Source organism: Hwanghaeella sp., assembly GCF_965227365.1.
GTDB lineage: Bacteria > Pseudomonadota > Alphaproteobacteria > UBA8366 > Aestuariispiraceae > Hwanghaeella.
The window spans coordinates 1199987-1223163 of record NZ_OZ245754.1 but is presented as its reverse complement, the minus strand read 5'-3'; the positions used below and the strand labels follow the sequence as shown (position 1 = coordinate 1223163).

Sequence of the window (23177 nt, the reverse complement as noted above, 5' to 3'; positions counted from 1 at the left end):
AGGCGGCTCAATCCTCCGGCTCTCCATCCTTCAGCCATTGCTGGTATTCAGCCCGCGCCGCGTCATTCGGCGGATACAGGCCGAGCGTCGGCCGCCCCTTCGCAACCTCGCGCTGAACGAAGCGTTCGAACCGCTCCTGCTCGGTCCCGTCGCGCGCGACGTCGTCGGCAAGGTTCCGCGGGATCACCACCGCGCCGTCACCATCGGCAACGACGATATCGCCCGGATCGACCAGCGCACCGCCGCAGCCGATGCGGCACTGAACGTCGGCCGGGGTCAGGGCGCCGATATTGGCCGGCGCGACGGCGCCCGGGCAAAAGATCGGGAAGTTCACAGGCAGGATCCCGGCCTTGTCGCGCATGGAGGCATCGCTGATCACCCCCGCCACGCCGCGCGCCTTCAACCGCGCCACGAGGATGTCGCCCAATACCCCGGCGCGCAGTTCACCGCCGCCTGAGACGACCAGGACATGGCCTTCCGGGCATTGCTCGATCGCCGTGCGTTGCGCGTTCTGGTCCGATCCGAGGAAATCGGTGGTCGCGATATCCTCGCGCATCGGCACCAGCCGCAAGGTATAGGCGGGACCGACCAGACGCTCGTCGGGTCCCGAGAACGGTTTCGGCCCGAACATGGCGCAGGCACGAATGCCACGTTTCAGCAATTGCATGGTGATGGTCGCCGTCGAAACATGCTTCAACAGGGCAAGGCTCTCGGCCGATACGGACGCGGACATATGATTTCCCCCTTTATCGCCGCGGTTATGCGGTTCCGCGGAATATTCCGGGCGCGGAAACGCCCGATGTGATATCTTTTGCAAACAGTACCGGTCCCGATCCCGGGCGTCACCGGTGGAAAACCGGCGATGCGGCAGCATATCTTTGATCGGGAGCGATCAATGCCCTTTCTATAGGAAAGGCAAATGGTTGTTGTGTAACTGTCACAGTAATAATTTAAATAATCCAAGTAATGCCAATTTAGACTTGGAGGATTACTTAATATCCCCTTAGAATAACAGCCTTCGAATCACGAATCGCGCAAGGGGATTATCGGTGACCTGGCTGGCAGCCGTCGATTACCGGCAGGGAACGCGTCACAGGGCGCACCAGATGCCATGCCACGACTTCGGCACCGTCGCGAAACCCACCCGGGAATGCGTCGTCGGCGCGGTCGCCGAGGGGGCGGCGCGCGGACGTCTTTCCCATATCGGCGCGCAAATCGCCGCCAGGACCGCGGCCGATGCCCTGGATGCCCTCACCCGAACCGGCACCTCTCCCGATGAAGACGATCTGCGCCGCGTTCTGCGCCGCGTCCGCCTTGTCCTCGTGCGCGAAGCGGCGGAACGCAATTGCGATCTCTCGGAACTGGCAACGACCCTGATCGCCTTCGCCCTGATACCGGACAGGATCGCCGCCATCCAGGTTGGCGACGGTTTCCTGGTGGCGGCATCCCCCGCCCGTCCCTATCACAGCATTTGCGGCACCGGGCAGACCAGTTTCGTCACCGACGACGAAGCAGAGGACACGGTCGCCATCGCGCTCGATGAAGGGCCTGTTTCGTTCGTCGCCGCCGGCACGGACGGGTTGAGAAGCCTGTCGGTCCGATCTGAGGACGGCCGGCCGCATTCCTCCTTCCTGCGTCCGCTCAACCGCTATATCAGCACGGCGGAAAGCGACGACGAAATCCATCTCGGGATCCGTGAATTCCTGCGCTCCGATCGTCTTGCCGAGCGTGTCGAGGATGACATGGCCTTGATGCTGTGCGGATGGCGGGGCGACCCCGCCTGGGACACCCCGGCCTGGGAAAACCGCGCAGGGGAGAACCGCGCAGGATGACCCAATCCATCGGACGTTCGAAACGGGGCCGCCCCGGCGCCCCGAAGAGTGACCGTGTCGCACCGCGTGTCGGACCATTGTTGGGGGCGCCGCCGCCGATCGTTTTTCGCACGCCGAAACGGCCCGACCCGACCGACGGGGCACCGGAACTGAGTTACCGGGTCCTCGCTTCCGCGCCCGGCGACTGCCAGGGCATGTTGGAACTCACCACCGACCGGCCGATCCGGATCCCGTCCTTGAGCATCATCTGTTGTGTCACGGGCGTCTCACTGGCCGATGTCGCGCCGAGGGTCCTGGATGGCCCTTTGCAGATCCGCTTCATGATCCCCGACGTGCCCGGCAACATCCGGCTTGAAACCAGCGATCCTGAGGACACGTCCATCCGCATATCGCACCCGCCGGCGCGGTTGCGTAGTTTCGGGGTCGAAAGAACACGCGGCCTGAACCGTGCGGCCTTGCCGAAACTGCCTTCTTTCGCCGGCTTCCGTCGCCGCTAGCCCGTGTGTTTCGCCAGGTAATCTTCCACCTCGGCCTCGGACAATTTGGTAAGATCCTTCCCGATTTCCTGCGTGACGGCCTCTCCAGCCGCCTTCGACAGCGCGGCGCGAAGGTTGCCCAGCGTTTGCGGCGGCGCGATCAGGACCAACCGATCGAACGACTTCGCCACTGCGGCCCGGTTGACGATATCGGCGACCTCGTGGGCGAACTTTTCCTTTTCGAACTTGTGCCAATCGACCCGCGGGGCCAATGCATGACGCGCGCCTGTCCCGGCGCTGTCATGGGTGCGTCCCGGCCGTTCCGTCCCCTGTTCACGGGTCGACGGATTGTCATTGTGCATTTCCGGCACCGGCGCTGGTTCCAGCGAGGCCAAGGCACCATTACCTTCCAAAAAGCGAGCTCTCTCGCCATCGGCCACGACAACCCAAACGGTCGGTGATGAATAAGCATTCATTTTCTTGGTCCTTTCCAATCGACGGGTTCGTCCAATCGATGGAAACAGCATGCATGGCACCATGCGACCAAACATTGATTTGCCTCAAGCACGGTGGAATCCCCGATTTGACCTTCATCAAGGTCCATTGGCGAAAAGCGTCGTAGGAATAGAAGCGTGATCAACAATCAAAGCGAGAGGCGCTGAAAATGGCCATCAATCTCGAAATCACCTACCGCGACTTCGACGCACCGATCATGGCCGAGGAACGGATCAACGAACGCGTCGCCAAACTGGAGCGCATCTTCCCACGACTTCAATCCCTGCGGGTCGTCTCGGAACAGGTCCAACACAATAGGCAAACAGGCAAGCTCTACCGGTTCCGCCTCGATGCGGTGTTGCCCGGCGGCGATGTCACCATCGACAAGAGCCACGCCGACAAGGATGCCCATGCCGACTTTTTCGTTGCCATGCGCGATGCGTTCAACGCCCTTGAGAGCCGCCTTCATACATTCGCGGACAAGCAGAACCTGGACGTGAAGCACCATGAGGATCCACCGCATGGCGTGGTGAAGGAAGTCTTCCCGGACCACGGTTTCATCAAGACGTCCGACGGGCTGGAAATCTATTTCCACGCCAACAGCGTCGTGGACGGCAAGTTCAAGGATGTGGAAGTCGGCACGGAAGTCCGCTTCTCAGCCGTCGACAATGAAAGCGCGAAAGGGCCGCAGGCGACCTCCGTCCACTTGGTCGGTAAACATCACCTGCACTGATACACAGATGCCGGCCGTCGGGAATCGCTGTGATCGGATAAAGCGGGGCTGAAATTCTAGTGAGTGGTGGCGCTGTGATCGGCGCTATCGCCCTTGGCCGGGGGATGTGAGGAAGCATTGCCCTCACCTGTGCCGTTGGATTTGCGTGACGGCGCCGCCGGCGGTGCTTCTCGCTGCATGGCACCCCCCTGCGCACCCATGGGGATTTTCGCCTTGGCCGATTCCGCGGCGGGTTTTCCGCTAGCCGCGCGGCTGTAGCGGCCTTCAACTTCCGCCCCCGCTTCGACTTCCAGAACTTCGTGGTCGACATCCCCGTAGACTTTTGCGGTGCTGCCAAGGCGTACCTTGCGCGCCTTGATCTCGCCGCGGACCTCACCCAGAACCACAAGCTCTTCCACGGCCGCTTCGCCATGCAACTGACCGGTCGCGCCAACGGTCAAATGCTTGCACTGGACATTGCCCTTCAGGGTACCGTCGAGCTGGACATTCGCCGCGCCGGACAGGTCACCGGTGATAAGCGTGCCTTCGGCGATCACCGTCGGCATTTCAGCCGTGGATTTTTTCGCTGCTGGCGCGTTATCACTGAATAAACCCATCAGGTCCCCCTTGGTCGGCGCCACACTATCCAAAAGAATGCGGCGTGACGACAGGAATCGCCCGACATTTTCGGAAACTGCAAGAGTAAATCGCCCAAAAAGACTTGAACGATTATGTCATCGTCTTAATCGACGTTGACATTATTACTCGGCTGCCTGCGATGTAACTGCTTTTTCCGCCAAGAATTTCTCTGCATCCAATGCCGCCATGCAACCCATGCCCGCGGCGGTAACCGCTTGGCGATAGTGTTTGTCCACCACATCGCCGGCGGCAAAGACACCGGGAATATTGGTATGGGTCGTGCCGGCCCGGGTCAGGATGTAACCTTCGCCATCCATCTCGACCTTGCCCTTGAAGACCGCGGTCGCCGGGTCGTGGCCGATCGCGACGAAAACGCCGTGAACCGGCCGTTCCGTCACCTCGCCCGTCTTCGTATCCCGCAGTTTGACGCCGGTCACGCCGGGCGGGTTTTCGTCGCCCACGATCTCGTCCAGCACGGCGTTCCAAACGACTTCGATCTTGTCGTTCGCCATCAACCGGTCCTGCAGAATTTTTTCCGACCGCAAGCTGTCGCGGCGATGGACAAGGGTGACCTTGCTGGCATGGTTGGTCAGGTACAGCGCCTCTTCCACGGCCGTATTCCCGCCGCCGACGACGATCACTTCCTTGCCGCGATAAAAGAAGCCGTCGCAGGTCGCGCAGGCCGAAACGCCATAGCCCTGGAATTTCTGTTCCGATTCCAACCCCAGCCAGCGCGCCTGCGCCCCGGTCGTAACGATCACGGCGTCTGCCGTGTAGACATTGCCGCCGTCGGTGACCGCACGGAAAGGCGTGCCGGTAAAATCGACGTCGGTCACGATGTCATAAACAATCTCGGTCCCGACATTCTCCGCCTGCTGGCGCATCTGTTCCATCAGCCAGGGACCCTGGATCGGATCGGCGAAGCCCGGATAGTTCTCGACATCCGTCGTGATGGTCAACTGACCGCCCGGCTGCAGGCCGGCGATCACGACGGGTTCCAGATTGGCCCGCGCGGCATAGACCGCGGCGGTATAGCCCGCCGGTCCGGATCCGATAATCAGGGTCTTGCAATGCCGTTCCGCCATCTTGTCCTCTCTTCACACGCATCCGGGCCCCATGGGCCGACAATTCCATTACCCGCCAACTTAGTCACCCGACCCGCCAGTGCAATCCATACCGACCGGAAAATCCCCGTGACAGGCCGTCACAGCGGTTTTTTAGACCCGCTCTAAAATCACATGGTCGAATTCGGTCCCGTCGGCGGCGGTTGCCGTGTCGCGGGAAACTTCGCGCCACGATGTCGGGTCCAGTTCCGGGAAATGCGTATCGCCTTCCGGCGCCAGGCGAACCTCGGTCAAATCGATCCTGTCGACCTTCTCGAAAGCCTGTTCATACAGGCTGCCGCCACCGATCAGGCAGACCTCGTCCACGCCGGACGCCTGGGCCAGGCGATCCGCCTCCGCCAAGGCCGCGTCCAATTCGGCAAAGACCAATGCGCCTTCCGCCTCGAAGCCTTTTTGCCGTGTGACGACCAGATTCGGTCGGCCCGGCAGTGGTTTGCGCGGCAGGGATTCCCAGGTCTTCCTGCCCATCACCAGGGGTTTGCCCATGGTGACCGCCTTGAACCGCTTGAGGTCTTCGGGCAAATGCCACGGCAATCCGCCGTCCCGCCCGATCACACGGTTCTCGGCCATCGCGACGACGATTACCAGTTTCGGCACGGCCTTCTCCTTTGGACGGATTTGATGGCGGGTCAGACCGCGACGGGCGCGGAAATATGCGGAAGCGGGTCGTAGTCCCGAAGCTGGAAGTCGTCATAGGTAAAGGCGAAGAGATCGTCGACCTCCGGGTTCAGCACCATGATCGGCAGGGACCGGGGCTCCCGCGACAGCTGTTCGTCCGTCTGATCCAGATGATTCATATAAAGGTGCGCGTCGCCCAACGTATGCACGAATTCCCCCAGCTTCAGCCCGGTCACCTGCGCGACCATCATCGTCAGCAAGGCATAGGACGCGATGTTGAACGGTACACCAAGGAAGATATCGGCGCTGCGCTGATACAGCTGACAGGAAAGCCTGCCGTCCGCAACATAGAACTGGAACAGGCAGTGACAGGGCGGCAGGGCCATGGAATCCACATCCGCCGGGTTCCAGGCGGTAACGATCAGACGCCGCGAATTCGGGTTCGTCTTGATCTGTTCCACGACATTGGAAATCTGGTCGATCGTGCCGCCGTCCTTGGCCGGCCAGGATCGCCATTGATGGCCGTAAACCGGACCCAGATCGCCGTTCTCATCGGCCCATTCATCCCAGATCGATACGCCGTTCTCGTTCAGATACTTGATGTTCGTATCGCCCTGCAGGAACCACAGCAGTTCGTGGATGATCGAGCGCAAGTGAAGCTTCTTGGTCGTCAGCATCGGGAATCCGTCGGCCAGATCGAAGCGCATTTGATGGCCGAAAACGCTGACCGTCCCCGTTCCGGTCCGGTCGCCCTTTTGCGCACCGGTCTCGCGCACACGGCGCAGAAGGTCCAAATATTGCCGCACGTCAAAGCCCGCCTGACTGAACTGAATACCGATTTCCGAGAGGGTTCCCGGCCAGCCATGAAGCGCCGCCATCCCCGGCTGCGCAAGACTGATTGGGAACCGACCGCGAATTTATCCGATTCGGCGCACGCGCACCGCCGCCGAGCGGTGATGCCCCCCCGAAATTGCCACATACAATCCTACCGCACGCCCCGGAAGCGGTTTCACGTCGGGTTGAGGCATCCGTGCCATTTAATATTAGCTTTACATTGAAACTGTTATAAAACTCCTCCTCGAAAGACTGTACGTTCTCGAAAAATGTGCCCGTTAAACGCGGAAATCGGCTGTGTTCGGCGGCGCAAACACCCGAATAGGACCTTGCGAAAGATCCGGTAAGACGGTCTTCGAAAGGGTATTGCCGACACGCCACGAAGGACGCGCGAAACGACATGTTGGACGGAAGCATCGCGCGGGCGGTTAATCTTCGAGCAGAGATGCAGCATTCTGCCGCCGAGCCGGATCATGCGCGCAGTTTGCTGGAACGGGCCCGGTGGAGGGTTTTCATCGACGGGCTGCCCTGGGTTATCGGGGGCAGTCTCGGCGCCGGTGTGGCGGTTGCGATCGCGATCGCATCGGTTTCCGACGTCACACTGCCGCTGATCTGGTTTCTGGCTTTTACGGTTGTCAGCGTCCTTCGCGCCGTCACAGTTAAACGCTATGCCAAACCCGCGATCCTGTCCCGTTCACCCGCCTTGGCGAGGGGGATCCTTCACGCCGGCGCCGTCGCATCGGGCATTGTCTGGGGCGTGGGTTCGTTTTGGATCATCGCGGCAAACGATCATTTGATTGAAAGCGTGATTCTGTCCTTTTGCGCCGCCGGTATGACGGCGGCGGCGGCGGCATCCTACAGCGCGGTTGCGTGGGGTTTCGCCAGTTTCACCCTACCCTATCTCGGTTTCCTCATCGTCGGCCTGTTCATGGCCAGCCACGAGGCGAGTTTCGCCATGGCCCTGGCGGTTCTGTTCTTTGCCATGGGCATGGGCGGCATCTCCCGGGCCATTGGAAAACGCATTACGAACGCATTGACGCTCTGGCTGGTGAACAAGCAACTCTATCGCAAGACCGCCGCGGCGCTTGCGGAAGCGCATCGGGCGACCGTCCTTGCCACCGAGCGGGAAAGAACCGAATTGGAAGCGAAAGCGGCGTCCGAGGCGAAGACGCAGTTCCTGGCAACCATGAGCCATGAACTGAGGACGCCCCTCAACGCCATCGTCGGTTTTTCGGACAGTATGCTGACGGAAACCTTCGGTCCTCTGGCGCCGAAATACCGCGAATACGCGGCCCATATCCGTGACAGCGGCACGGTCCTCAGCGACCTGGTCACCGACCTGCTGGAACTGTCCCGTATCGAACTCGGTCATCATTCGATTGAGCGGAACACGGTTTCCGTGGCAGATCTGTTCGCGGATGTCGAAAAGATGTTCCAGCAGACACCGACCCGGCAACTGCCGCCCCTCAGTTTCGATCTAGATCCACCGGATTTGACGCTTGAGGCCGATCGCCGAATGCTGTGGCAGATCCTGATCAATCTGGTCGGCAACGCCGTGAAGTTCTCACCACTGACCAGGACCATCTATGTCGACGGTGAGCGCCTGCCCGATGGTTGGGTGCGGCTATGCGTTCGGGATTCGGGTGTAGGCATTGCGGAAGAGGATCTCGGCCGGATCACCGACGCCTTTTATCAGGGGCGCGATTCCGCCGTCCTCGCCCAGGCCGGGGTCGGTCTCGGCCTGTCCCTGGTCAAATCCTTCGTCGATCTCCATGGCGGGGACCTGAAAATTGAAAGCCGTGTCGGCAAAGGCACAACGGTGACCGTCAAATTACCAGAATCCCCATGAGCGAGTGTTAGACCGGCCCGTGCCTGACAATCACCTTTGCGGCCGGACCCGATAGGCGCAGCGGCGGGCGCCGGCGAGCAGGTGATCGGTTCTCTCGACTTCCACATGCGGTCCGAGAACGGCGCGAAACACCGTCAATTCCCCGTCGCAGAGACCGGAACAGGCCTGGGCGGCAACGCAGATCGGACAGTGGTTCTCGACCAACAGGAAGCTGCCGTCCTCTTCCTCCGTAACGCCCGCCATATACCCTTCCGCCTCACGCAGCCGGGCCAGGGCCAAAAGTTTCGCCTTCACGCCCTCCTCACGGTCCACCGTTTCCGCATAGGCGCGGATCTGCTGCGCGGTGCGTTCCGCGATCAGGCGCTGCAGCCCCTCCTCCCCGAAGGTCGCGCGCATGGCGCCGAGCAGTCCGGCGGTCAATTCCGCATGGGCGTCGGGGAAGAAACGGTCCGCCGCCGTCGTCAGCGCCCATATCTTGGCCGGGCGGCCGACCGGGCGAGGGCTTTCGGTATAGTCGACAAAGCCCTCTTCCTGCAGGGCGTAAAGATGCTGCCGCACGGCCATGGTCGAGACACCCTGGCGGGAGGCCAGTTCCGACGCCTCGCTCGGACCGTTCAGTTTCAGCATGTCCAGGATCGCCTGCCGGGTCGCCGATTTGGCGGGCTGCCGGGTCTTTCGTGTCGCTTGCGTCTTCGCCGTGACCATTCTTCCTCTTTCCCTCAACTCTCTTCCGCCGCCGCGCGATTGACCGCTTCCTCGCCGATCGGCCCAGCAACGCGCAGGGCGGCGACCGCGCCCAGGATCACGATCGGCAGGAAGGCCGCGAAGCCCCAGAAACCGACACTCTCCAGCACGGCGCGCGGGGCGGTTTCGGAAAACCCGAAGCCGTTCGCGATGAAACCGTTGGCCGAAGCCCCAAGCGCATAGCCGATCATCTGCGTGGTCGGGATCGCGGCGGACGCACGGGCCCGGTCGTCCCCGTCGGCCCCCGCGACGATCCGTTGGGTGATATAGCCGAAGGACATGCCGAAGGCACCGCCGATGGCGACCAGGAACGGCGCCAGCGCCCAAACCGGTCCGCCGGGCATGACCAGCGCCAGTCCGGCGACGCCGACGATGATCAATCCCGCCGCCGCGCGGATCAGCCAGGGATGCCAGCTGGCCGCGGCACCGGAAAAGGCGATGGCGGCGACACTCCAGGCAATCGACTCGACAGCGACCAGAATGCCGCCGGTGATCGGCCGTGCCCCGTGCAGAAGCTGGATCAGGATCGGACCATACACGGTGAATGTGATCGTGCCGACGAAGCACAGCCCGATCATGGCAAGGCCCCAAAGGGTCGGCCGGGACGGATCGTAGGCGGACCGGGGATAGAGACGGCTTGCCCCGGCCCCGGCGTCGCGCCGGAAAAATGCCGCCAGCAGCACCAGTCCGGCAATCGACAACAGACCCGACTGCCAGGTGAAACCGATCACCCCGGCGGAGGCGATCGCCATGATCGCCGCGGAAAGCAGCACCAGTCGGACCTTCGGAAAGGTCCCTTCATGGGATTGCACATCCGTGTTCTTGCTTCGCAGCACCCAGCCGACGGCGGCCAGATAAAGCCCTGCCTGTGCGGCATAGGCCCAGAACCCCGTCCGCCACAATCCGTACTCCGCAAAGCCGCCGCCGACCGCCGGGCCGCAGAAGGCGGAAACGCCCCAGATCGCAGAGACGAGCGCGATCATTCGCGGCATGATCTTGGACGGGAACAGCTCGACGATGGCGACATGGGTGAGCGCGACCAGCGCGCCGCCGCCCGCCCCCTTGATCAGGCGTCCGCCCAGAAGGACGTTCATATCCGGCGCCACGGCACAGAGCACGCAGCCGATGCCGAAACCCGCCGCGGACATCATCATTGCGCTGCGCAGGCCGAACCGCACGGCCAGCAATCCCGCCGCCGCGCCGGCGACGATCGAGCCGACCTGATAGAGGACCGAGGCCCAGCTGAGAAAGGCAACGCCGCCGATATCGAGCACCGCGGACGGAATCAGCGTGGAGACAAGGCTGGCATTGGAGGCATGCAGCCAGACCCCGAAACCCAGCACGATGAAACGCTGCAGCACGCCCGCGCGCCACAGATCGGCCCAGGATGACTCACCGCTCAAAAGGGTCGCGCCAGTGTCTTTCACGGCCGCCGTCTCACCATCATGTTACACTCGTCATCGGTCTTGCCCGCACATTTCTATAGACTTTCTTTTAGAAAAGCCATATCAGGTTTCGAAACAAATATCTTTAGAAAGGGAAGGTCATGTCCACTATTCGGCGCTCCGGCAATTGGGTCCGCGTTACTGATCTGGATTCGCTGATCGCGAAAGGCCGCAAGGTCGTGAAAGCGGAGGGCAAGCAGATCGCGCTGTTCCATGTCGCGGGGCGGGACCTTGAAAACGGCGGCATTCAGGCCTGTAACAACCGTTGTCCGCATGAAGGCTATCCGCTGATCGAAGGGGCCCTCTCCGGCGGCGCCGCGGGGGAATCCTGCAAGCTGACCTGCAACTGGCACAACTGGAAATTCGACCTCGACAGCGGCGAGACGGAAGTCGGCGGCGACAAGTTGCGGCGCTATCCCGTGCGGGTGGAGGGCGGCGAGGTTCTGGTCGATATCACCGATCCGCCCCCGGAAGAGTTGATCCATTCGGCGCTGGACAATATCGCCGATGCCATGCCGCGCCACGAATACGACCGGATCGCGCGCGAGGTCGCGCGGCTGCAAAAGGCCGGTGGCGATCCCGACCTCGCCATTCTGGCCGCGGTTGAGCACAGCCATGACCGCTTCGAATACGGCTTCACCCACGCCTTCGCGGCCGCTGCGGATTGGCTGCGGCTCGGCGACGAATTGGCGGAAAACGACGCCGAACGGCTTGCCAGCCATGTCGAGGTCATCGGTCATATGTCCTGGGATTCGATGCGGGAACGGCAATATCCCTTCACCGTGAAAAGCCGGTCCTACGACGAGGACGGGTTCGTGCAGGCGATCGAGGAGGAGAATGAGGACGCCGCTATTGCCTATATCAACGGCGCGCTCGCGGAGGGGCTCGGCATGCCGGCGCTGCGCAAGGGCCTGCTGCGGGCGGCACTGAACCACTATCAGATGTTCGGCCACGCCCCGATCTATGTCTACAAGACGGAACAACTGTCGGACCGCCTCGGCCGGGACTCGCTGAAACCGCTTCTGCACTGTCTCGTCCGCGGGCTGGTCTATGCCAGCCGCGAGGATCTGATCCCCGAATTCAAGGCCTACCGCCCGGCGCTGGAGACGTGGCAGCAGGGAGGCGACGCGACACCCCGACCGGCGGCGGACTATACCCGCCTGTCCGTCCCCAAGGTTCTGGACCTGATACGGCAAAGCGCGAAATCCGGCCCGGATCTGTATCGGGTTTTGCTGGAGGCGGCGACGCTTCAACTGCTGCACTTCCGGGTGACGATGGACAGCCGGACCGACAATTCGGTCTCCGACAATGTCAACTGGCTCGATTTCACCCATGCGATCACCTTCGCCAATGCGGGCCGTTGGGCGGCGGAACAGTATCCGGAACTGTGGCCGGAAGTGCTGCTGCAGATCGGCTGTTTCCTGGGTCGCAATGCGGGCTTCCTGGACAACGGGGTCGATGCCGCGGATTGGCGGGTTCAGCAGGAACCGAAAATCTATCTCAACGGCGTGCTGCACGACATGCTGGATCACAGTTTCCCGGAGTACATCGTCGCCTGCCATTACGTGAAACTGGCGACCGCGATGCGGGACGAGATCGAAAACGACCCGGCTTCCGACCATTCCGGGCTGATGACCGCGGCGCTCAACCGGTTGATCGCGCATCCGATCAAGCGCAAGCAGGTTCTGCGCACCGCCAATCAATCGCTCGATTTCGTCGCCCGCGAGGGCTGAACCAAAGGATACCGCTCATGAGATCCCGTCTCACCGAATTACTCGATATCGATTATCCCATCATCCAGGCCCCGATGGCGGGCGTCTCGACGCCGGAACTGGCGGTCGCCGTGGCCAATGCGGGCGGGCTTGGCTCACTCGCCGTCGGCACGATGACCGCCCCTCAGGCGGATGCAGCGCTTGCCGATCTGAAAACCCGGACCAACCGGCCGATCAACGTCAACGTCTTCACCCACGAAACGCCGAAACGCGATACCGCGCTGGAAGCCGCCTGGATCGAGGCCCTGCGCCCCTATTTCGCGGAATTCGGCGCGGAACCGCCCGCCGAACTGTCAGAGATATATACGTCCTTCAACGACGACCCGGACATGCTGGAGATGCTGATCCGCCAGCGCCCCGCCGCGGTCAGCTTCCATTTCGGCCTGCCCCGACCCGAGGCTTTGGACGCGCTGAAAGCCGCCGGAATCCTGACCCTGTGTTCCGCCACCACGGTCGAAGAGGCCCGTCAGGTCGAAGCCGCGGGAATCGATATCGTCGTTGCCCAGGGATATGAAGCAGGCGGTCACCGCGGCACCTTCTCCGCCGACCACGACGCGGCCATCGGCACTTTCGCGCTGATCCCGCAAATCCGCGCCGCTGTCCGAATCCCGGTCGTCGCCGCCGGCGGCATCGGAACCGGCGCCGGGATCGCCGCCGCCTTCGCGCTGGGCGCGGACGGGGTCCAGATCGGCACCGCCTTCATCAGCACGGCGGAATCCGCCGCCGGTCAGGCGCATCACGACCTGCTGGTCGGCGCGCCGGGCCAAGCCACGGAAATCACTTCCGTCCTCTCCGGCCGCCCCGCGCGCGGTATCGTCAACCGGTTGATGGCCGACATGCGCGGGCGCGAAGCGGAGGTTCCCGCCTACCCGGTCGCCTATGACGCGGGCAAGGCATTGGCCGGCGCCGCGAAAGCCAAAGGGGACGGCAATTTCGCGGCCCTCTGGGGCGGGCAGGCCGCACCGCTGAACCGGCAATTGCCGGCCGCCAAGTTGATCGAAAAGCTGGTTTCCGAAGCGGGCGAGGCCCTGGGGCAGGCCATAGAACGGCTGAAACCGTAAGCGACGCACCCGATGTTGAAACCTCTTTAAGAACCGCTTCCCAATCCCTATATTCACTTTGCCGGCTTCGGCCGGTTATGACGCTAAAGGGTGGCATGGAATAGGCGCAGCGGACCCGGGGGCGGTACCCGGCGCCTCCACCATGAGAACCGAGAAAGCCTGCAAAATCAGGCGATTGAACTGGGTTCTGATGATGGGGGCGAAATAGGATCGACGCGTGTAGTAAAGATGCTTTCTGCGTTCGGTATGGTATCCGCCGTTATCGGGCCACGGCTATAAATGCCAATGATAACGAAGAGATGGTTGCCGTCGCCGCGTAACGCGGTCAAAGCGACACTTCGGAATTCCTAGTCGGGTCATCTCCGGCTAGGTGGGGTATGGGGGACCTAGCAACAGAACCCCCCACCTTATTTTTTCCTGAGTCAGACAAAAATCGTGGATTTCGCAGGACAATGCGGCGATGGGCCGTGTCCGTCTTCAGGATATTCGCGAATTGCTGCCATTAGGGTCTTTTCACCCGGCACCGAGACTGCAATTCTATGGCGACAACGTGATGCGCGGTTCCGGGCGGTTTGCTCTCGCGTATCGCGCCTTTCTGATTCAATAGCGCTGATTCCGACACGCGCTGCATGTGAGACGGGGAACCGAATGTCCGAAGACCGGATTGGGTATAATGCGATGGTCGAAGAGGCGATGCGAAGTGTCGTCCGAAAAGCCGTCGAATTGGCCGCATCCGAAGGTCTGCCGGGCGAGCATCATTTCTATATCACCTTCCGCACGGATCACCCGGACGCCCAGTTACCGGATCATCTGCACAAGCGTTATCCGCGCGAGATGACCATCGTCCTTCAACATCAGTTCTGGAATCTGTCGATCAACGACGAAGCGCTGGAGGTGGATCTGAGCTTCAATCAGAAGCTGGAACGCCTGCGCGTGCCGCTCGACGCCCTGATCACCTTCGCCGATCCGTCAGTCAATTTCGGCCTGCAATTCCACCCCTCCACGCCGGACGAAGACGAGGAAGAAGACATCCTCGACATCAGTGACGACGAAACCGCAGAACCGTCCGGGGAAACACCCCCGCCTGCCGAGACGGCAGAGGAAGCGGCAGACGGCGAAGGCCGCGACGCGGACAATGTCGTCACCCTGGACGCTTTCCGAAAGAAATAGACGGCAATCGTTTTCGGCCCGTTCAAAGGTCCTTCCGCGCACCGACAACGGCGGCAGGGCGCTTACCGCTTGGGCTGCCGATATATACGATGGTAAGACATTTGGGGACGGGTCCGTGTTGCTTTCGCCAGCGCGGATTGCCACAAGAATCTGGATAATCAGCCGCGACGGGCGAAAGGGGATGAACCATGGCAGAGCCGAATTTCCACGAAATGTTTCCACTGGGCGAGGACAAGACGCCGTACCGCAAATTGAGCGGCGATTACGTCACCACGTCGGAATTCGAAGGCCAGGAAATCCTGAAGGTGGATACCGAGGCGCTGCGCCTGTTGTCGGAAGAGGCTTTTCACGACATCAACCACCTTCTCCGCCCCGGTCATCTGCAGCAGTTGCGCAATATCCTGGAAGACCCGGAAGCATCCCCGAACGACCGTTTCGTCGCCTTCGACCTGCTGAAGAACGCGAACATCTCGGCCGGCGGCGTGCTGCCGATGTGCCAGGACACCGGCACGGCGATCATCATGGGCAAGAAGGGCCGGCGCGTCTGGACCGATGGGTCGGATGCCAACGCCTTGGGCAAGGGCGTGATGGACGCCTATGACCACAATAACCTGCGCTACAGCCAGGTCTCCCCGGTCTCGATGTTCGACGAGGTCAATACCAAGACCAACCTGCCGGCCCAGGTCGACATCTATGCGGAGGGCGAGGACGCCTATAAATTCCTGTTCGTCGCGAAGGGCGGCGGGTCGGCCAACAAGACCTTCCTGTTCCAGGCGACACCGAGCCTGCTGGAGCGGGAACGGATGATCGAATTCCTGAAGGAGAAGATCATCACGCTCGGCACCGCGGCCTGCCCGCCCTACCACCTCGCCGTGGTGATCGGCGGCACCAGCGCCGAGTTGAACCTGAAGACGGTGAAACTCGCCTCCTGCCGCTACCTCGACGGGCTGCCGACCGAAGGCGGCGACGCGGGTCACGCCTTCCGCGACCTGGAAATGGAAAAGGTCGTGCATGAACTGACCCGCCAGATGGGCATCGGGGCCCAGTTCGGCGGCAAGTATTTCTGCCACGATGTCCGTGTCATCCGCCTGCCCCGCCACGGTGCGTCGCTGCCGATCGGCATCGGGGTTTCCTGTTCCGCCGACCGCCAGGCCATGGGGAAGATCACCAAGGACGGCGTATTCCTGGAACAATTGGAGACGGATCCCGCCCGCTTCCTGCCGGAAGTGAAGGACGGCGATTTCTCCGGCGACGTGGTCGACATAGACCTGACCAAACCGATGTCGGAAATCCTCGGCACGTTGACGAAGTACCCGGTGAAGACGCGCCTGTCACTGACCGGACCGATCATCGTCGCGCGCGATGCCGCGCATCGGAAACTGCGCGAACGCCTCGCTTCCGGTGAAGACCTGCCGCAGTATTTCAAGGACCATCCGATCTATTACGCCGGTCCGGCAAAGACGCCGGAAGGCTATGCATCGGGTTCCTTCGGGCCGACAACCGCCGGCCGCATGGACGGCTTCGTCGACGAGTTCCAGGCCAAGGGCGGTTCCATGGTGATGCTGGCCAAGGGCAACCGGTCGCCAGTCGTGCGCAAGGCCTGTCAGGCCCATGGCGGCTTCTATCTGGGCAGCATCGGCGGCCCGGCCGCGCGCCTCGCACAGGATTGCATCAAGAAGGTCGAGTGCATCGAATACCCGGAACTCGGCATGGAAGCGATTTGGCGGATCGAGGTTGAAAACTTCCCGGCCTTCATCGTTTGCGACGACAAGGGTAACGATTTCTTCAAGGACGTGATGGGCTGATCCCGGAGCGAATGTGAAGACGACGCCGCTGCATCCCGATTTCGGCGTCGAGGTTCATGATCTGGATCTCGACGCCGTTACCGCGGAAGACGGTTACGCGGAACTCCGGCATCTTTTCGACACCCATTCCCTGCTGCTGTTTCGCAATCAGCCGCTTTCGGACGCGCAGCATCTGCGCCTGGCGCGTCTGTTCGGTCCGATCGAGAACCGGACGGACGATCCGACCGAAAGACTGTCGCCCGTTTCCAACGCCACGGAAGACGGCGGCGTAACCGCGGCCGACGCACTGCATACCCTGAACCTGATCGCCAACCAGCTTTGGCATACGGACAGCACCTTCCTGCCCGTTCCCGCGCTCGCCAATCTGCTGCAGGCGCGGGTCGTCAGCAGTTCCGGCGGCGAAACCGAATTCGTCTCGACCCGTGCCGGCTTCAAGCGTCTTCCCGAAGAAACGCGCGAGAGGTTGCGTCACACGGGGTTCCGCCACGACTACAAGACATCCCGCGGGGAAATCGCCAAGGAATTGACCCGGATGGCCATCATCAGCAAATGGCCTGAACAACATTGGCGGGCGGTCTGGCCCAATCCGGCGAATGGCGAGGAAGCGCTCTATATCGCCTCCCATGTCTGCGCGGTGGACGGCATGGAACAGGCGGAAGCCAAAGCCTGGGTCAAGCAACTGACCGCGGCGATGACACCGCCGGAAGCGGTCTATACCCATGCCTGGGAACCGGGCGACCTGATCATCTGGGATGAACGCGCGACCATGCATCGCGGCCGCCCCTGGCCCTATGACGAGGAACGCACACTGGTCAGTGTCTGCGTCACGGCCAGGGATGTGGACGGATTGGCCAAAATGCGCGTCGCCCCCACCTGAAAACGCCGTTAACAGGTCGTGTCTCAGTTTGAAATTCAGTGAGTGAAGAAAAGTTATTAAGTGAACTGGGTCAAATTTTGACCGCGCACGAGTGGTATTACGTAATCCCACTAGAGCCATACTTTAAACCGGGTTTAGGAGCCATACCGGAGTCCCGATCGCGCAACGTTGCACGATCGCCCTGGTATCACGTGATACCATTAGACTCCGGACGCATGCTGATAGTCTGCTGCACGTTGGATACAGATGTCGTCCAGTCAGCAGTGTCGGAACAAACTAAGGTTATTAGGTCCATAGTTTCCTGGAATTTCTTCGAAGGGCCTTTGTCGAATATCGCGCGATGGTGGGCAATTCGGTTTCGCCAACGGCGGACTTTCTCAATTAACTCATGAAGATCTTCTCGGGTATTGGTGCCGATATTTGGGAAACTATGGTGTAGGCCACGGGACCATAAAAGCCGACTAAATCTCTTGATCGTTAGGTGTTCCCAGAACCCGAAGGTGAGAGCAGAACAAATATGATGGTTTGTGAGGTTGCCTTGGTGTTGCGCTGTTTCATCATCAATGGCGCGCTGCAATTCTCTTTCAAATTGACCGTCGAGCAACCTTCTAAATGTCGTATGAAGGTACCATTCTTCCCCGAGGCGCGCGATTAAGCATCTGTGGACAGCATTCCGCGTCAGGACTTCAGCAAACTGCAAAGGCAAATAAAACGACTCACAAAGATTGCAGTTCCACAAATAGTATCTAAATGCTTCTTCCGCGTCACCTCCTGCAGCGGGCAGGTACCTTTGCAATCGTTCTTTTTGGATAGCGGCCTCTATGGCGGGGAATTTTCCTGCGTCTGGCGGATTCGTGATTTGCATTTTTGTCGGGTTCGGCTTATTTATTTTTCGTGAGCTGCGGATAGGTTTGTGCATTGCACCCCTACCGTGGACGAGATCAGGGGGCGGGCTCTTTCGGGGGCGCCGCCCTCACTCTTTTGGGTTCCAATCACTCTCCGATCCCCTTCTTGTACGGCCCGCGCGGCCCAGCTTTCGGCGCACGCGCGTCAATCAACGATACTATCCACTCCATATCATGCAACGTTTCCGTGACGCCAGCAGCCATAGCCGGGGTGACTTTCGTGCTCTCATGGATGCGGCAGAAGTTATTGTGCAGGAAGTACAGCACCAGCATATGGATATGGTTGTCGATCTTCTTCGAGAATGCATTCATCAGGCGCGTGAACCGACGGTTCCCCATGCGGATATTCAGGTTCACCCGCTCCACGTATGACGTGCTGATGTGTTCTTCGGACGGCTTGCCCTCAACAGTACGCTTGCGGGTTCCGGTGCATTCTGCGGGGCTAAAACGGCCCTTCGCGCCTTCCGGGGCTTCCCCGTACAGCTTCACTAACTGGGCATAGTCCACATCTGCCCCGAAAGCCCCCTCTACCGCTTCCAGATAGGCTTTATGGCCATCCGTGGTCAGTTGCACCCGGCTCGCCAACCGATCCGCCACATCCTGCACGAACTCGTTTGCATAGGCGCTATCCCGGCCACCGACCAGATAGGACACGATCAGCTTGCTATCCGCGTCCAGGGCCGTCCAAGTCCACACGTCGCCAGCCTCAGACGGCGCGGCTTTCGCGTTCGCAACATTCTTCTGTTTTGCATAGCAGAACGACCAGATCTCATCGCACTGGACGCGACCGGCTTCCACGTTCCGCACATGCAGATCGTGATACTCGGCGCAGGCTTCCCCGGCATCGATCAGCAGCTTCGTGACCGTGTTAATCGACACCCCGGCAACGCGGGAGATTGAACGCATGGAAGAACCCACAACAAGCATGCTGAGGATCTGGGCGCGTTTTTCGGTGGGCAGTTTGTTCATGCCCACAAAATGTGAACTTTTATGCTTACTCTCAAGCATTTTGCAAGCATGCTGATATCATGCTTGCAAAAGACACTTAGTGCGGGTATTTTGCAAGCATTAAATAAGGAGTGCTTGCTTTGGCTGATGAGATAGACCTTTTTGGAGATGGCGACGGCAGGGCGAAGGGCGGCCATGCTAGGGCCGCTAAATTGACCCCCGAAGAACGCTCTGCGATAGCGAAGAAGGCAGCTAAGAAGCGCTGGGCCGAGGCCGACTCGGCTAAGGATGACACGCCGAGGCTCTTGGAAAGTTTTAAGAGCAAGCTCAGTATCGCCGGAGTCCAGATCCCTTGCGCGATTGTTATGGGCCCAGAAGGCGTGCAACGCGTACTTAGCGAAACCGGTATAACAAACGCAGTTCTTGGAGACCGAAGCGGAGCATCAAAACGGAAGAAAAAAGCGTCTGAAGAAGGTGGGGCCCCTTTGCCTCTTTTCATCGCCCCCAGACAGCTAGAGCCCTTTATTTCCAAGGAAATGATGGACGGGCCCCTAAAGCCGATTGACTACGTGGACGGCGCACGGGTCGTCCGGGGTTATGATGCCCAAATACTCCCGGCAGTTTGTAACGTCTGGTTAAAGGCGCGAGAGGCCGGCGCTCTGCAAGGACAGCAATTGGATAAGGCCATGAAGGCCGAAATCCTGACACGAGCCCTAGCCGAAACAGGGATCGTTGCGCTTGTGGACGAAGCAACTGGATACCAGCAAGTTCGACCGCAGAATGCCCTGCAATCCTATTTGGAACTTGTAATCAGGCGAGAATTGGCGGTCTGGGCCAAGAAGTTCCCTGACGAGTTTTATGAGAACATTTACAAGCTTAAGGGCTGGCAATGGCCGGGGATGAGCAAGAACAGGTTCAGCGTCTGCGCCAGCTACACCACAAATTTGATCTATGATCGGTTGGGCCCTGGGATCACCGAAGAACTCATGAAAAAGACCCCGAAGAATGAAAAGGGCTATCGTCCAAACAGACTGCACCAGTGGCTTTCGGACGATATCGGGGACCCGATGCTGGCAACGCACATGCACTCTATTTTGATGTTCCAGAGGCTGGCGATTGCAAACGGCTACGGATGGAAACGCTTCTTGCACATGGTGGATCAAGTTCTGCCTAGGAAGGGAAACACGCTAGAACTGCCGCTAGAGTTCACCGATTCCAGCGAGACTTAGCCGCCTTCTTGGCAATCTCCGAACGCTGTTCTGGCGTCAACTTCGCCGCGCGGGCCTTGCCGCCCTTCCGGCCAAGGGCCTTTGCGGCGGGGTCCTTCCCATCGTCTTCGGTATCTTCCTCAGCCTCGCCGGTGGCGATCTGGGCTACCCTCACGGCATTCCCGATCAAATCGGCTGGGCGTTTCTGTCCTTTGGGGCCTTTAGGCATTCGTGCCCCCTATGAAATCAGCCAACAAGGTCCGAAGTGCGTCCTTAGCTTCCTTGGGGTTGTCGTCCGAAAAGAACTCGTCCACGAGTCGCCGCATGTGAGATGTAACGTGCCCCTCGTACGAATACACGACACTCAACTCGCCTGCTACTGGATCAAACTCAAGCGTCCACCACTGTTGTCCAATCCCAGACTGATTGCTCATACGGTAAAATTCTCGGCCAATCGTCGCCACGAACACCTCCTATGCTTAGCGTCTAGCATATCGGAAGACCTGGCCGCTTTCGATACCCCGTCAATCCGGACTAGATTTCAAAGTGAGACACTACCGATTTTTGTTGCACTGCAACACAAACGGTGCTTTATATGACTTATCAAACAGTTACATTTTTCGCGATGCGACATCATGCGTCGAGTGAGGTGGATTATGCCAAGAGATAACATTGCACACGATTTGACCGACAATTCTGTAACAGACGGAAAGGCAGCCAACGTTTTGGATAAGGAAATTGCTTTTCGTACGTCACTCGCCGCCATCCGGTCCGCGGCGGAACTGCTGCGCGACTTCCCCACGATCAGCGAAGAAGAACGCAAGCGCTTCGTTGCGATCGTGCTCGACGAAGAAAAACGCCTGGAACGGATGATCCCCGCGCTTTCGGCCTGAGCCGAGTGTGAGTGGTCCTGAACGGAAAAAGCCCCCGGAGCAACACCGGGGGCTTTTTTGATGTCCGAAAACGGCCGGGCGATTATGCCCGTTCCGGCACCAGCGTCGTGGACCAGAGTTCGGTATCGTCCCGGTCCATCAGACGGACGGTCATCGCTTCGGACTGACTGTCGATGTCGACCAAACCGAAGAACTGCAGCCCGTCGGACGGCGGCAGGTTCACCCCCTGATCCTTGGTCGGGGCATTCACGTATTTGACTTCCGGACCGAAGGTCATATCCAGGTCGTTCGGGCCGAACGTGCCGGCATGCAGCGGGCCGCTGACGAATTCCCAGAACGGGTTGAAATCCTGCTCCTGCGCCTTGTTCGGGTTGTAATAATGGGCGGCGGTGTAATGCACGTCGGCCGTCAGCCAGACCGTGTTCTTGACGCCGCCGGCCTTGATGAAGCGCAGCAGGTCCGCGAATTCCAATTCGCGTCCCCTGGCCGGGCCATGATCGCCGTTCGCGACAGCTTCCACGCGCTTGGTATCGCCGACCTTGTCCCAGACCATCAGGCCGATCGGCATGTCGGAGGCGATGACCTTCCAGGTTGCCTTCGAATTGGCCAGTTCCCGCTTCAGCCAGGCCAACTGGGCCGCCCCCAGCACACGGCTCTCGTCGGTCATTTCCGTCTGCATCGAGGTGCTGTTCGGCCCGCGATAGGAACGCAGATCGATGAAGAAGACGTCCAGCATCGGACCGTAGGAGATCTTGCGATAGACGCGGCCCGGTTCGGCGGGCGTATAGCGGATCGGCGTCATCTCATGGAAAGCGCGGCCGGCGCGGGCCGCCAACAAGGCGATATCCTTCACCGCATACCGGTCGTCATTCGTCAGGTCCTTGGCCGCAGACCAGTTGTTGACCACTTCATGATCGTCCCACTGGAAGAATGTCGGCACCTGACCGTTGAAGCCCCGCACATGCTCATCCAGCATATTGTACTTCCAGCGGCCACGGAACTCGTCCAGCGTCTCGGCGACCTTGTGGACGCCCTCCTCGACCACGCTCTTCCAGATTTCTCCGTTCGGCATTTTCTTTTCCGCCGCGATCGGGCCGTCGGCATAGATCGTATCGCCGCTATGGATGAAGAAGTCCGGATTGTGGCGGGCCATCGTGCCATAGGTCATCATGCCGCCGCGATCTCGGTCGATGCCCCAGCCCTGGCCGCAGGTATCACCCGACCATACGAAGCGGATGTTGCGACGGGAGGCCGGCGCGGTGCGGAAATGGCCTGTCACCGGTTCGGACCGGGCATGGCCGCCGGTCAGGTCGCTGAAGGAGACGCGGTAGAAGATGTCCTGGTCCGACGGCAGGTCGGTCAACAGCCGCTTCATCGCGAAATCGCTTTCCGGCAGCACGTTGAGCGGCGCCAGGCGGGTGCTGTTCTTGAAGCTGTCGGTGGTGGCCACTTCGACGAAGGCCTTCGCGGGACGGTCCGTGCGGGTCCAGATCACGCCGGAGGCCGTGTCGACATCACCCGATTGCACCCCATGGGTGACGACGGGACGGCTGGACGCATAGCTGATTGCAGGTGCCGCAAGCACCAGACCCGCGGCGGCGGTGCCGCGCAGGATTTGACGACGGTTCATGGTCATGGATTGAACTCCCGGTTCGAAAATGAGGAGCGCACCCTATAAGCGTCTCCATGACGGGCGGATGTAGACCGCATGACATACCGGTGGCCGAAATGGGAATTATCCGTTACCGGCCTATGACACCCTAATATACC

At 60.5% G+C, this 23177-nt stretch carries 23 protein-coding genes and 1 other RNA gene; 12 read left to right on the top strand and 12 right to left on the bottom strand.

Annotated elements, in window-relative coordinates; translation table 11 throughout:
* Nucleotides 1–7: 7 nt before the first annotated feature.
* Nucleotides 8–733 carry a ribonuclease activity regulator RraA gene (locus ACQK2G_RS05515; RefSeq protein WP_425404026.1) on the bottom strand — a complete coding sequence of 242 codons (726 nt, stop codon included), beginning with the start codon at nt 731–733 and terminating at the stop codon, nt 8–10.
* 316 nt (nt 734–1049) lie between these two features.
* On the opposite strand from ACQK2G_RS05515, the gene ACQK2G_RS05510 reads away from it, so the two are divergent.
* Both ACQK2G_RS05510 and ACQK2G_RS05505 read left to right on the top strand, forming a co-directional pair.
* Entirely contained in the window at nt 1050–1832 is a 783-nt protein-coding gene (locus ACQK2G_RS05510; RefSeq protein WP_425404025.1) for a protein phosphatase 2C domain-containing protein, read from the top strand.
* Nucleotides 1829–2329: a hypothetical protein gene (locus tag ACQK2G_RS05505; protein WP_425404024.1), complete on the top strand. Its 501-nt coding sequence runs from the start codon at nt 1829–1831 to the stop codon at nt 2327–2329. Before ACQK2G_RS05510 ends, ACQK2G_RS05505 begins: the two co-directional genes overlap by 4 nt.
* Here ACQK2G_RS05505 and ACQK2G_RS05500 read toward each other — a convergent pair.
* Nucleotides 2326–2784: a host attachment protein gene (locus ACQK2G_RS05500; protein WP_425404023.1), complete on the bottom strand. Its 459-nt coding sequence runs from the start codon at nt 2782–2784 to the stop codon at nt 2326–2328. The two genes, ACQK2G_RS05505 and ACQK2G_RS05500, sit on opposite strands and share 4 nt — an antisense overlap.
* 188 nt (nt 2785–2972) lie before the next feature.
* On the opposite strand from ACQK2G_RS05500, the gene ACQK2G_RS05495 reads away from it, so the two are divergent.
* Entirely contained in the window at nt 2973–3536 is a 564-nt protein-coding gene (locus ACQK2G_RS05495; protein ID WP_425404022.1) for an HPF/RaiA family ribosome-associated protein, read from the top strand.
* A 56-nt stretch (nt 3537–3592) separates the two neighbouring features.
* Here ACQK2G_RS05495 and ACQK2G_RS05490 read toward each other — a convergent pair whose 3' ends face one another.
* The 4 genes from ACQK2G_RS05490 to ACQK2G_RS05475 all read right to left on the bottom strand — a co-directional run bounded on the left by ACQK2G_RS05490 (nt 3593) and on the right by ACQK2G_RS05475 (nt 6702).
* The gene (locus tag ACQK2G_RS05490) at nt 3593–4132 is read right to left on the bottom strand and encodes a bactofilin family protein (RefSeq protein ID WP_425404021.1); all 540 of its coding nucleotides are present in this window, start codon (nt 4130–4132) and stop codon (nt 3593–3595) included.
* A gap of 144 nt (nt 4133–4276) precedes the next feature.
* On the bottom strand, nt 4277–5239 hold the full coding sequence (trxB, locus tag ACQK2G_RS05485) for a thioredoxin-disulfide reductase (protein ID WP_425404020.1): 963 nt from the start codon (nt 5237–5239) through the stop codon (nt 4277–4279).
* Between the two features lie 132 nt (nt 5240–5371).
* Nucleotides 5372–5875 (bottom strand): dihydrofolate reductase, encoded by a 504-nt coding sequence (locus tag ACQK2G_RS05480; RefSeq protein WP_425404019.1) that lies wholly within the window; start codon nt 5873–5875, stop codon nt 5372–5374.
* A 32-nt stretch (nt 5876–5907) separates the two neighbouring features.
* Nucleotides 5908–6702 (bottom strand): thymidylate synthase, encoded by a 795-nt coding sequence (locus ACQK2G_RS05475; RefSeq protein ID WP_425407612.1) that lies wholly within the window; start codon nt 6700–6702, stop codon nt 5908–5910.
* A 428-nt stretch (nt 6703–7130) separates the two neighbouring features.
* Between ACQK2G_RS05475 and ACQK2G_RS05470 the strand changes: the two genes are divergently transcribed.
* A complete protein-coding gene (locus ACQK2G_RS05470; protein WP_425404018.1) occupies nt 7131–8579 on the top strand; it encodes a sensor histidine kinase in 1449 nt (482 codons plus the stop codon).
* A 30-nt stretch (nt 8580–8609) separates the two neighbouring features.
* On the opposite strand, the gene ACQK2G_RS05465 is transcribed toward ACQK2G_RS05470, so the two are convergent.
* Together ACQK2G_RS05465 and ACQK2G_RS05460 are read right to left on the bottom strand one after the other, a co-directional pair.
* Entirely contained in the window at nt 8610–9284 is a 675-nt protein-coding gene (locus ACQK2G_RS05465; protein WP_425404017.1) for a helix-turn-helix transcriptional regulator, read from the bottom strand.
* A gap of 14 nt (nt 9285–9298) precedes the next feature.
* Nucleotides 9299–10750, bottom strand: coding sequence for an MFS transporter (locus tag ACQK2G_RS05460; RefSeq protein WP_425404016.1), 1452 nt, complete (start codon nt 10748–10750; stop codon nt 9299–9301).
* Between the two features lie 119 nt (nt 10751–10869).
* Between ACQK2G_RS05460 and ACQK2G_RS05455 the strand changes: the two genes are divergently transcribed.
* The 6 genes from ACQK2G_RS05455 (at nt 10870) to ACQK2G_RS05430 (ending at nt 17453) form a co-directional block, all read left to right on the top strand.
* Nucleotides 10870–12501 carry a Rieske (2Fe-2S) protein gene (locus ACQK2G_RS05455; RefSeq protein WP_425404015.1) on the top strand — a complete coding sequence of 544 codons (1632 nt, stop codon included), beginning with the start codon at nt 10870–10872 and terminating at the stop codon, nt 12499–12501.
* 17 nt (nt 12502–12518) lie between these two features.
* A complete protein-coding gene (locus ACQK2G_RS05450; protein WP_425404014.1) occupies nt 12519–13601 on the top strand; it encodes an NAD(P)H-dependent flavin oxidoreductase in 1083 nt (360 codons plus the stop codon).
* Between the two features lie 21 nt (nt 13602–13622).
* Nucleotides 13623–14008, top strand: a transfer-messenger RNA (tmRNA) gene (gene ssrA, locus ACQK2G_RS05445).
* Between the two features lie 241 nt (nt 14009–14249).
* The gene (locus tag ACQK2G_RS05440; protein WP_425404013.1) at nt 14250–14771 is read left to right on the top strand and encodes an SspB family protein; all 522 of its coding nucleotides are present in this window, start codon (nt 14250–14252) and stop codon (nt 14769–14771) included.
* A gap of 188 nt (nt 14772–14959) precedes the next feature.
* Nucleotides 14960–16576 carry a fumarate hydratase gene (locus tag ACQK2G_RS05435; protein ID WP_425404012.1) on the top strand — a complete coding sequence of 539 codons (1617 nt, stop codon included), beginning with the start codon at nt 14960–14962 and terminating at the stop codon, nt 16574–16576.
* Between the two features lie 13 nt (nt 16577–16589).
* Nucleotides 16590–17453: a TauD/TfdA dioxygenase family protein gene (locus ACQK2G_RS05430; RefSeq protein ID WP_425404011.1), complete on the top strand. Its 864-nt coding sequence runs from the start codon at nt 16590–16592 to the stop codon at nt 17451–17453.
* Nucleotides 17454–17640: 187 nt separating this feature from the next.
* On the opposite strand, the gene ACQK2G_RS05425 is transcribed toward ACQK2G_RS05430, so the two are convergent.
* Entirely contained in the window at nt 17641–18372 is a 732-nt protein-coding gene (locus ACQK2G_RS05425) for a hypothetical protein (RefSeq protein WP_425404010.1), read from the bottom strand.
* A gap of 73 nt (nt 18373–18445) precedes the next feature.
* The gene (locus tag ACQK2G_RS05420; RefSeq protein ID WP_425407611.1) at nt 18446–19327 is read right to left on the bottom strand and encodes an IS1 family transposase; all 882 of its coding nucleotides are present in this window, start codon (nt 19325–19327) and stop codon (nt 18446–18448) included.
* A gap of 119 nt (nt 19328–19446) precedes the next feature.
* Between ACQK2G_RS05420 and ACQK2G_RS05415 the strand changes: the two genes are divergently transcribed.
* The gene (locus tag ACQK2G_RS05415; RefSeq protein ID WP_425404009.1) at nt 19447–20535 is read left to right on the top strand and encodes a P63C domain-containing protein; all 1089 of its coding nucleotides are present in this window, start codon (nt 19447–19449) and stop codon (nt 20533–20535) included.
* Here ACQK2G_RS05415 and ACQK2G_RS05410 read toward each other — a convergent pair.
* Nucleotides 20513–20743, bottom strand: a complete 231-nt coding sequence (locus tag ACQK2G_RS05410) for a hypothetical protein (RefSeq protein ID WP_425404008.1) — start codon at nt 20741–20743, stop codon at nt 20513–20515. The genes ACQK2G_RS05415 and ACQK2G_RS05410 overlap by 23 nt on opposite strands.
* 496 nt (nt 20744–21239) lie before the next feature.
* Here ACQK2G_RS05410 and ACQK2G_RS05405 point away from each other — a divergent pair, with 496 nt between their 5' ends.
* The gene (locus ACQK2G_RS05405) at nt 21240–21407 is read left to right on the top strand and encodes a histidine kinase dimerization/phospho-acceptor domain-containing protein (protein ID WP_425404007.1); all 168 of its coding nucleotides are present in this window, start codon (nt 21240–21242) and stop codon (nt 21405–21407) included.
* An 82-nt stretch (nt 21408–21489) separates the two neighbouring features.
* Here the strand turns inward: ACQK2G_RS05405 and ACQK2G_RS05400 are convergent, their stop codons facing one another.
* Nucleotides 21490–23043 carry an alkaline phosphatase D family protein gene (locus tag ACQK2G_RS05400; RefSeq protein WP_425404006.1) on the bottom strand — a complete coding sequence of 518 codons (1554 nt, stop codon included), beginning with the start codon at nt 23041–23043 and terminating at the stop codon, nt 21490–21492.
* Nucleotides 23044–23177 lie beyond the last annotated feature (134 nt).

Bases quoted from the DNA above. Each gene is read 5' to 3' on its own strand.
- ACQK2G_RS05500 (WP_425404023.1), bottom strand. From the start codon at position 2,784: ATGAATGCTTATTCATCACCGACCGTTTGGGTTGTCGTGGCCGATGGC.
- ACQK2G_RS05435 (WP_425404012.1), top strand. From the start codon at position 14,960: ATGGCAGAGCCGAATTTCCACGAAATGTTTCCACTGGGCGAGGACAAG.
- ACQK2G_RS05425 (WP_425404010.1), bottom strand. From the start codon at position 18,372: ATGCACAAACCTATCCGCAGCTCACGAAAAATAAATAAGCCGAACCCG.
- ACQK2G_RS05440 (WP_425404013.1), top strand. From the start codon at position 14,250: ATGTCCGAAGACCGGATTGGGTATAATGCGATGGTCGAAGAGGCGATG.
- trxB (WP_425404020.1), bottom strand. From the start codon at position 5,239: ATGGCGGAACGGCATTGCAAGACCCTGATTATCGGATCCGGACCGGCG.
- ACQK2G_RS05505 (WP_425404024.1), top strand. From the start codon at position 1,829: ATGACCCAATCCATCGGACGTTCGAAACGGGGCCGCCCCGGCGCCCCG.
- ACQK2G_RS05490 (WP_425404021.1), bottom strand. From the start codon at position 4,132: ATGGGTTTATTCAGTGATAACGCGCCAGCAGCGAAAAAATCCACGGCT.
- ACQK2G_RS05455 (WP_425404015.1), top strand. From the start codon at position 10,870: ATGTCCACTATTCGGCGCTCCGGCAATTGGGTCCGCGTTACTGATCTG.
- ACQK2G_RS05515 (WP_425404026.1), bottom strand. From the start codon at position 733: ATGTCCGCGTCCGTATCGGCCGAGAGCCTTGCCCTGTTGAAGCATGTT.
- ACQK2G_RS05465 (WP_425404017.1), bottom strand. From the start codon at position 9,284: ATGGTCACGGCGAAGACGCAAGCGACACGAAAGACCCGGCAGCCCGCC.
- ACQK2G_RS05450 (WP_425404014.1), top strand. From the start codon at position 12,519: ATGAGATCCCGTCTCACCGAATTACTCGATATCGATTATCCCATCATC.
- ACQK2G_RS05495 (WP_425404022.1), top strand. From the start codon at position 2,973: ATGGCCATCAATCTCGAAATCACCTACCGCGACTTCGACGCACCGATC.
- ACQK2G_RS05410 (WP_425404008.1), bottom strand. From the start codon at position 20,743: ATGCCTAAAGGCCCCAAAGGACAGAAACGCCCAGCCGATTTGATCGGG.
- ACQK2G_RS05400 (WP_425404006.1), bottom strand. From the start codon at position 23,043: ATGACCATGAACCGTCGTCAAATCCTGCGCGGCACCGCCGCCGCGGGT.
- ACQK2G_RS05470 (WP_425404018.1), top strand. From the start codon at position 7,131: ATGTTGGACGGAAGCATCGCGCGGGCGGTTAATCTTCGAGCAGAGATG.
- ACQK2G_RS05420 (WP_425407611.1), bottom strand. From the start codon at position 19,327: ATGAACAAACTGCCCACCGAAAAACGCGCCCAGATCCTCAGCATGCTT.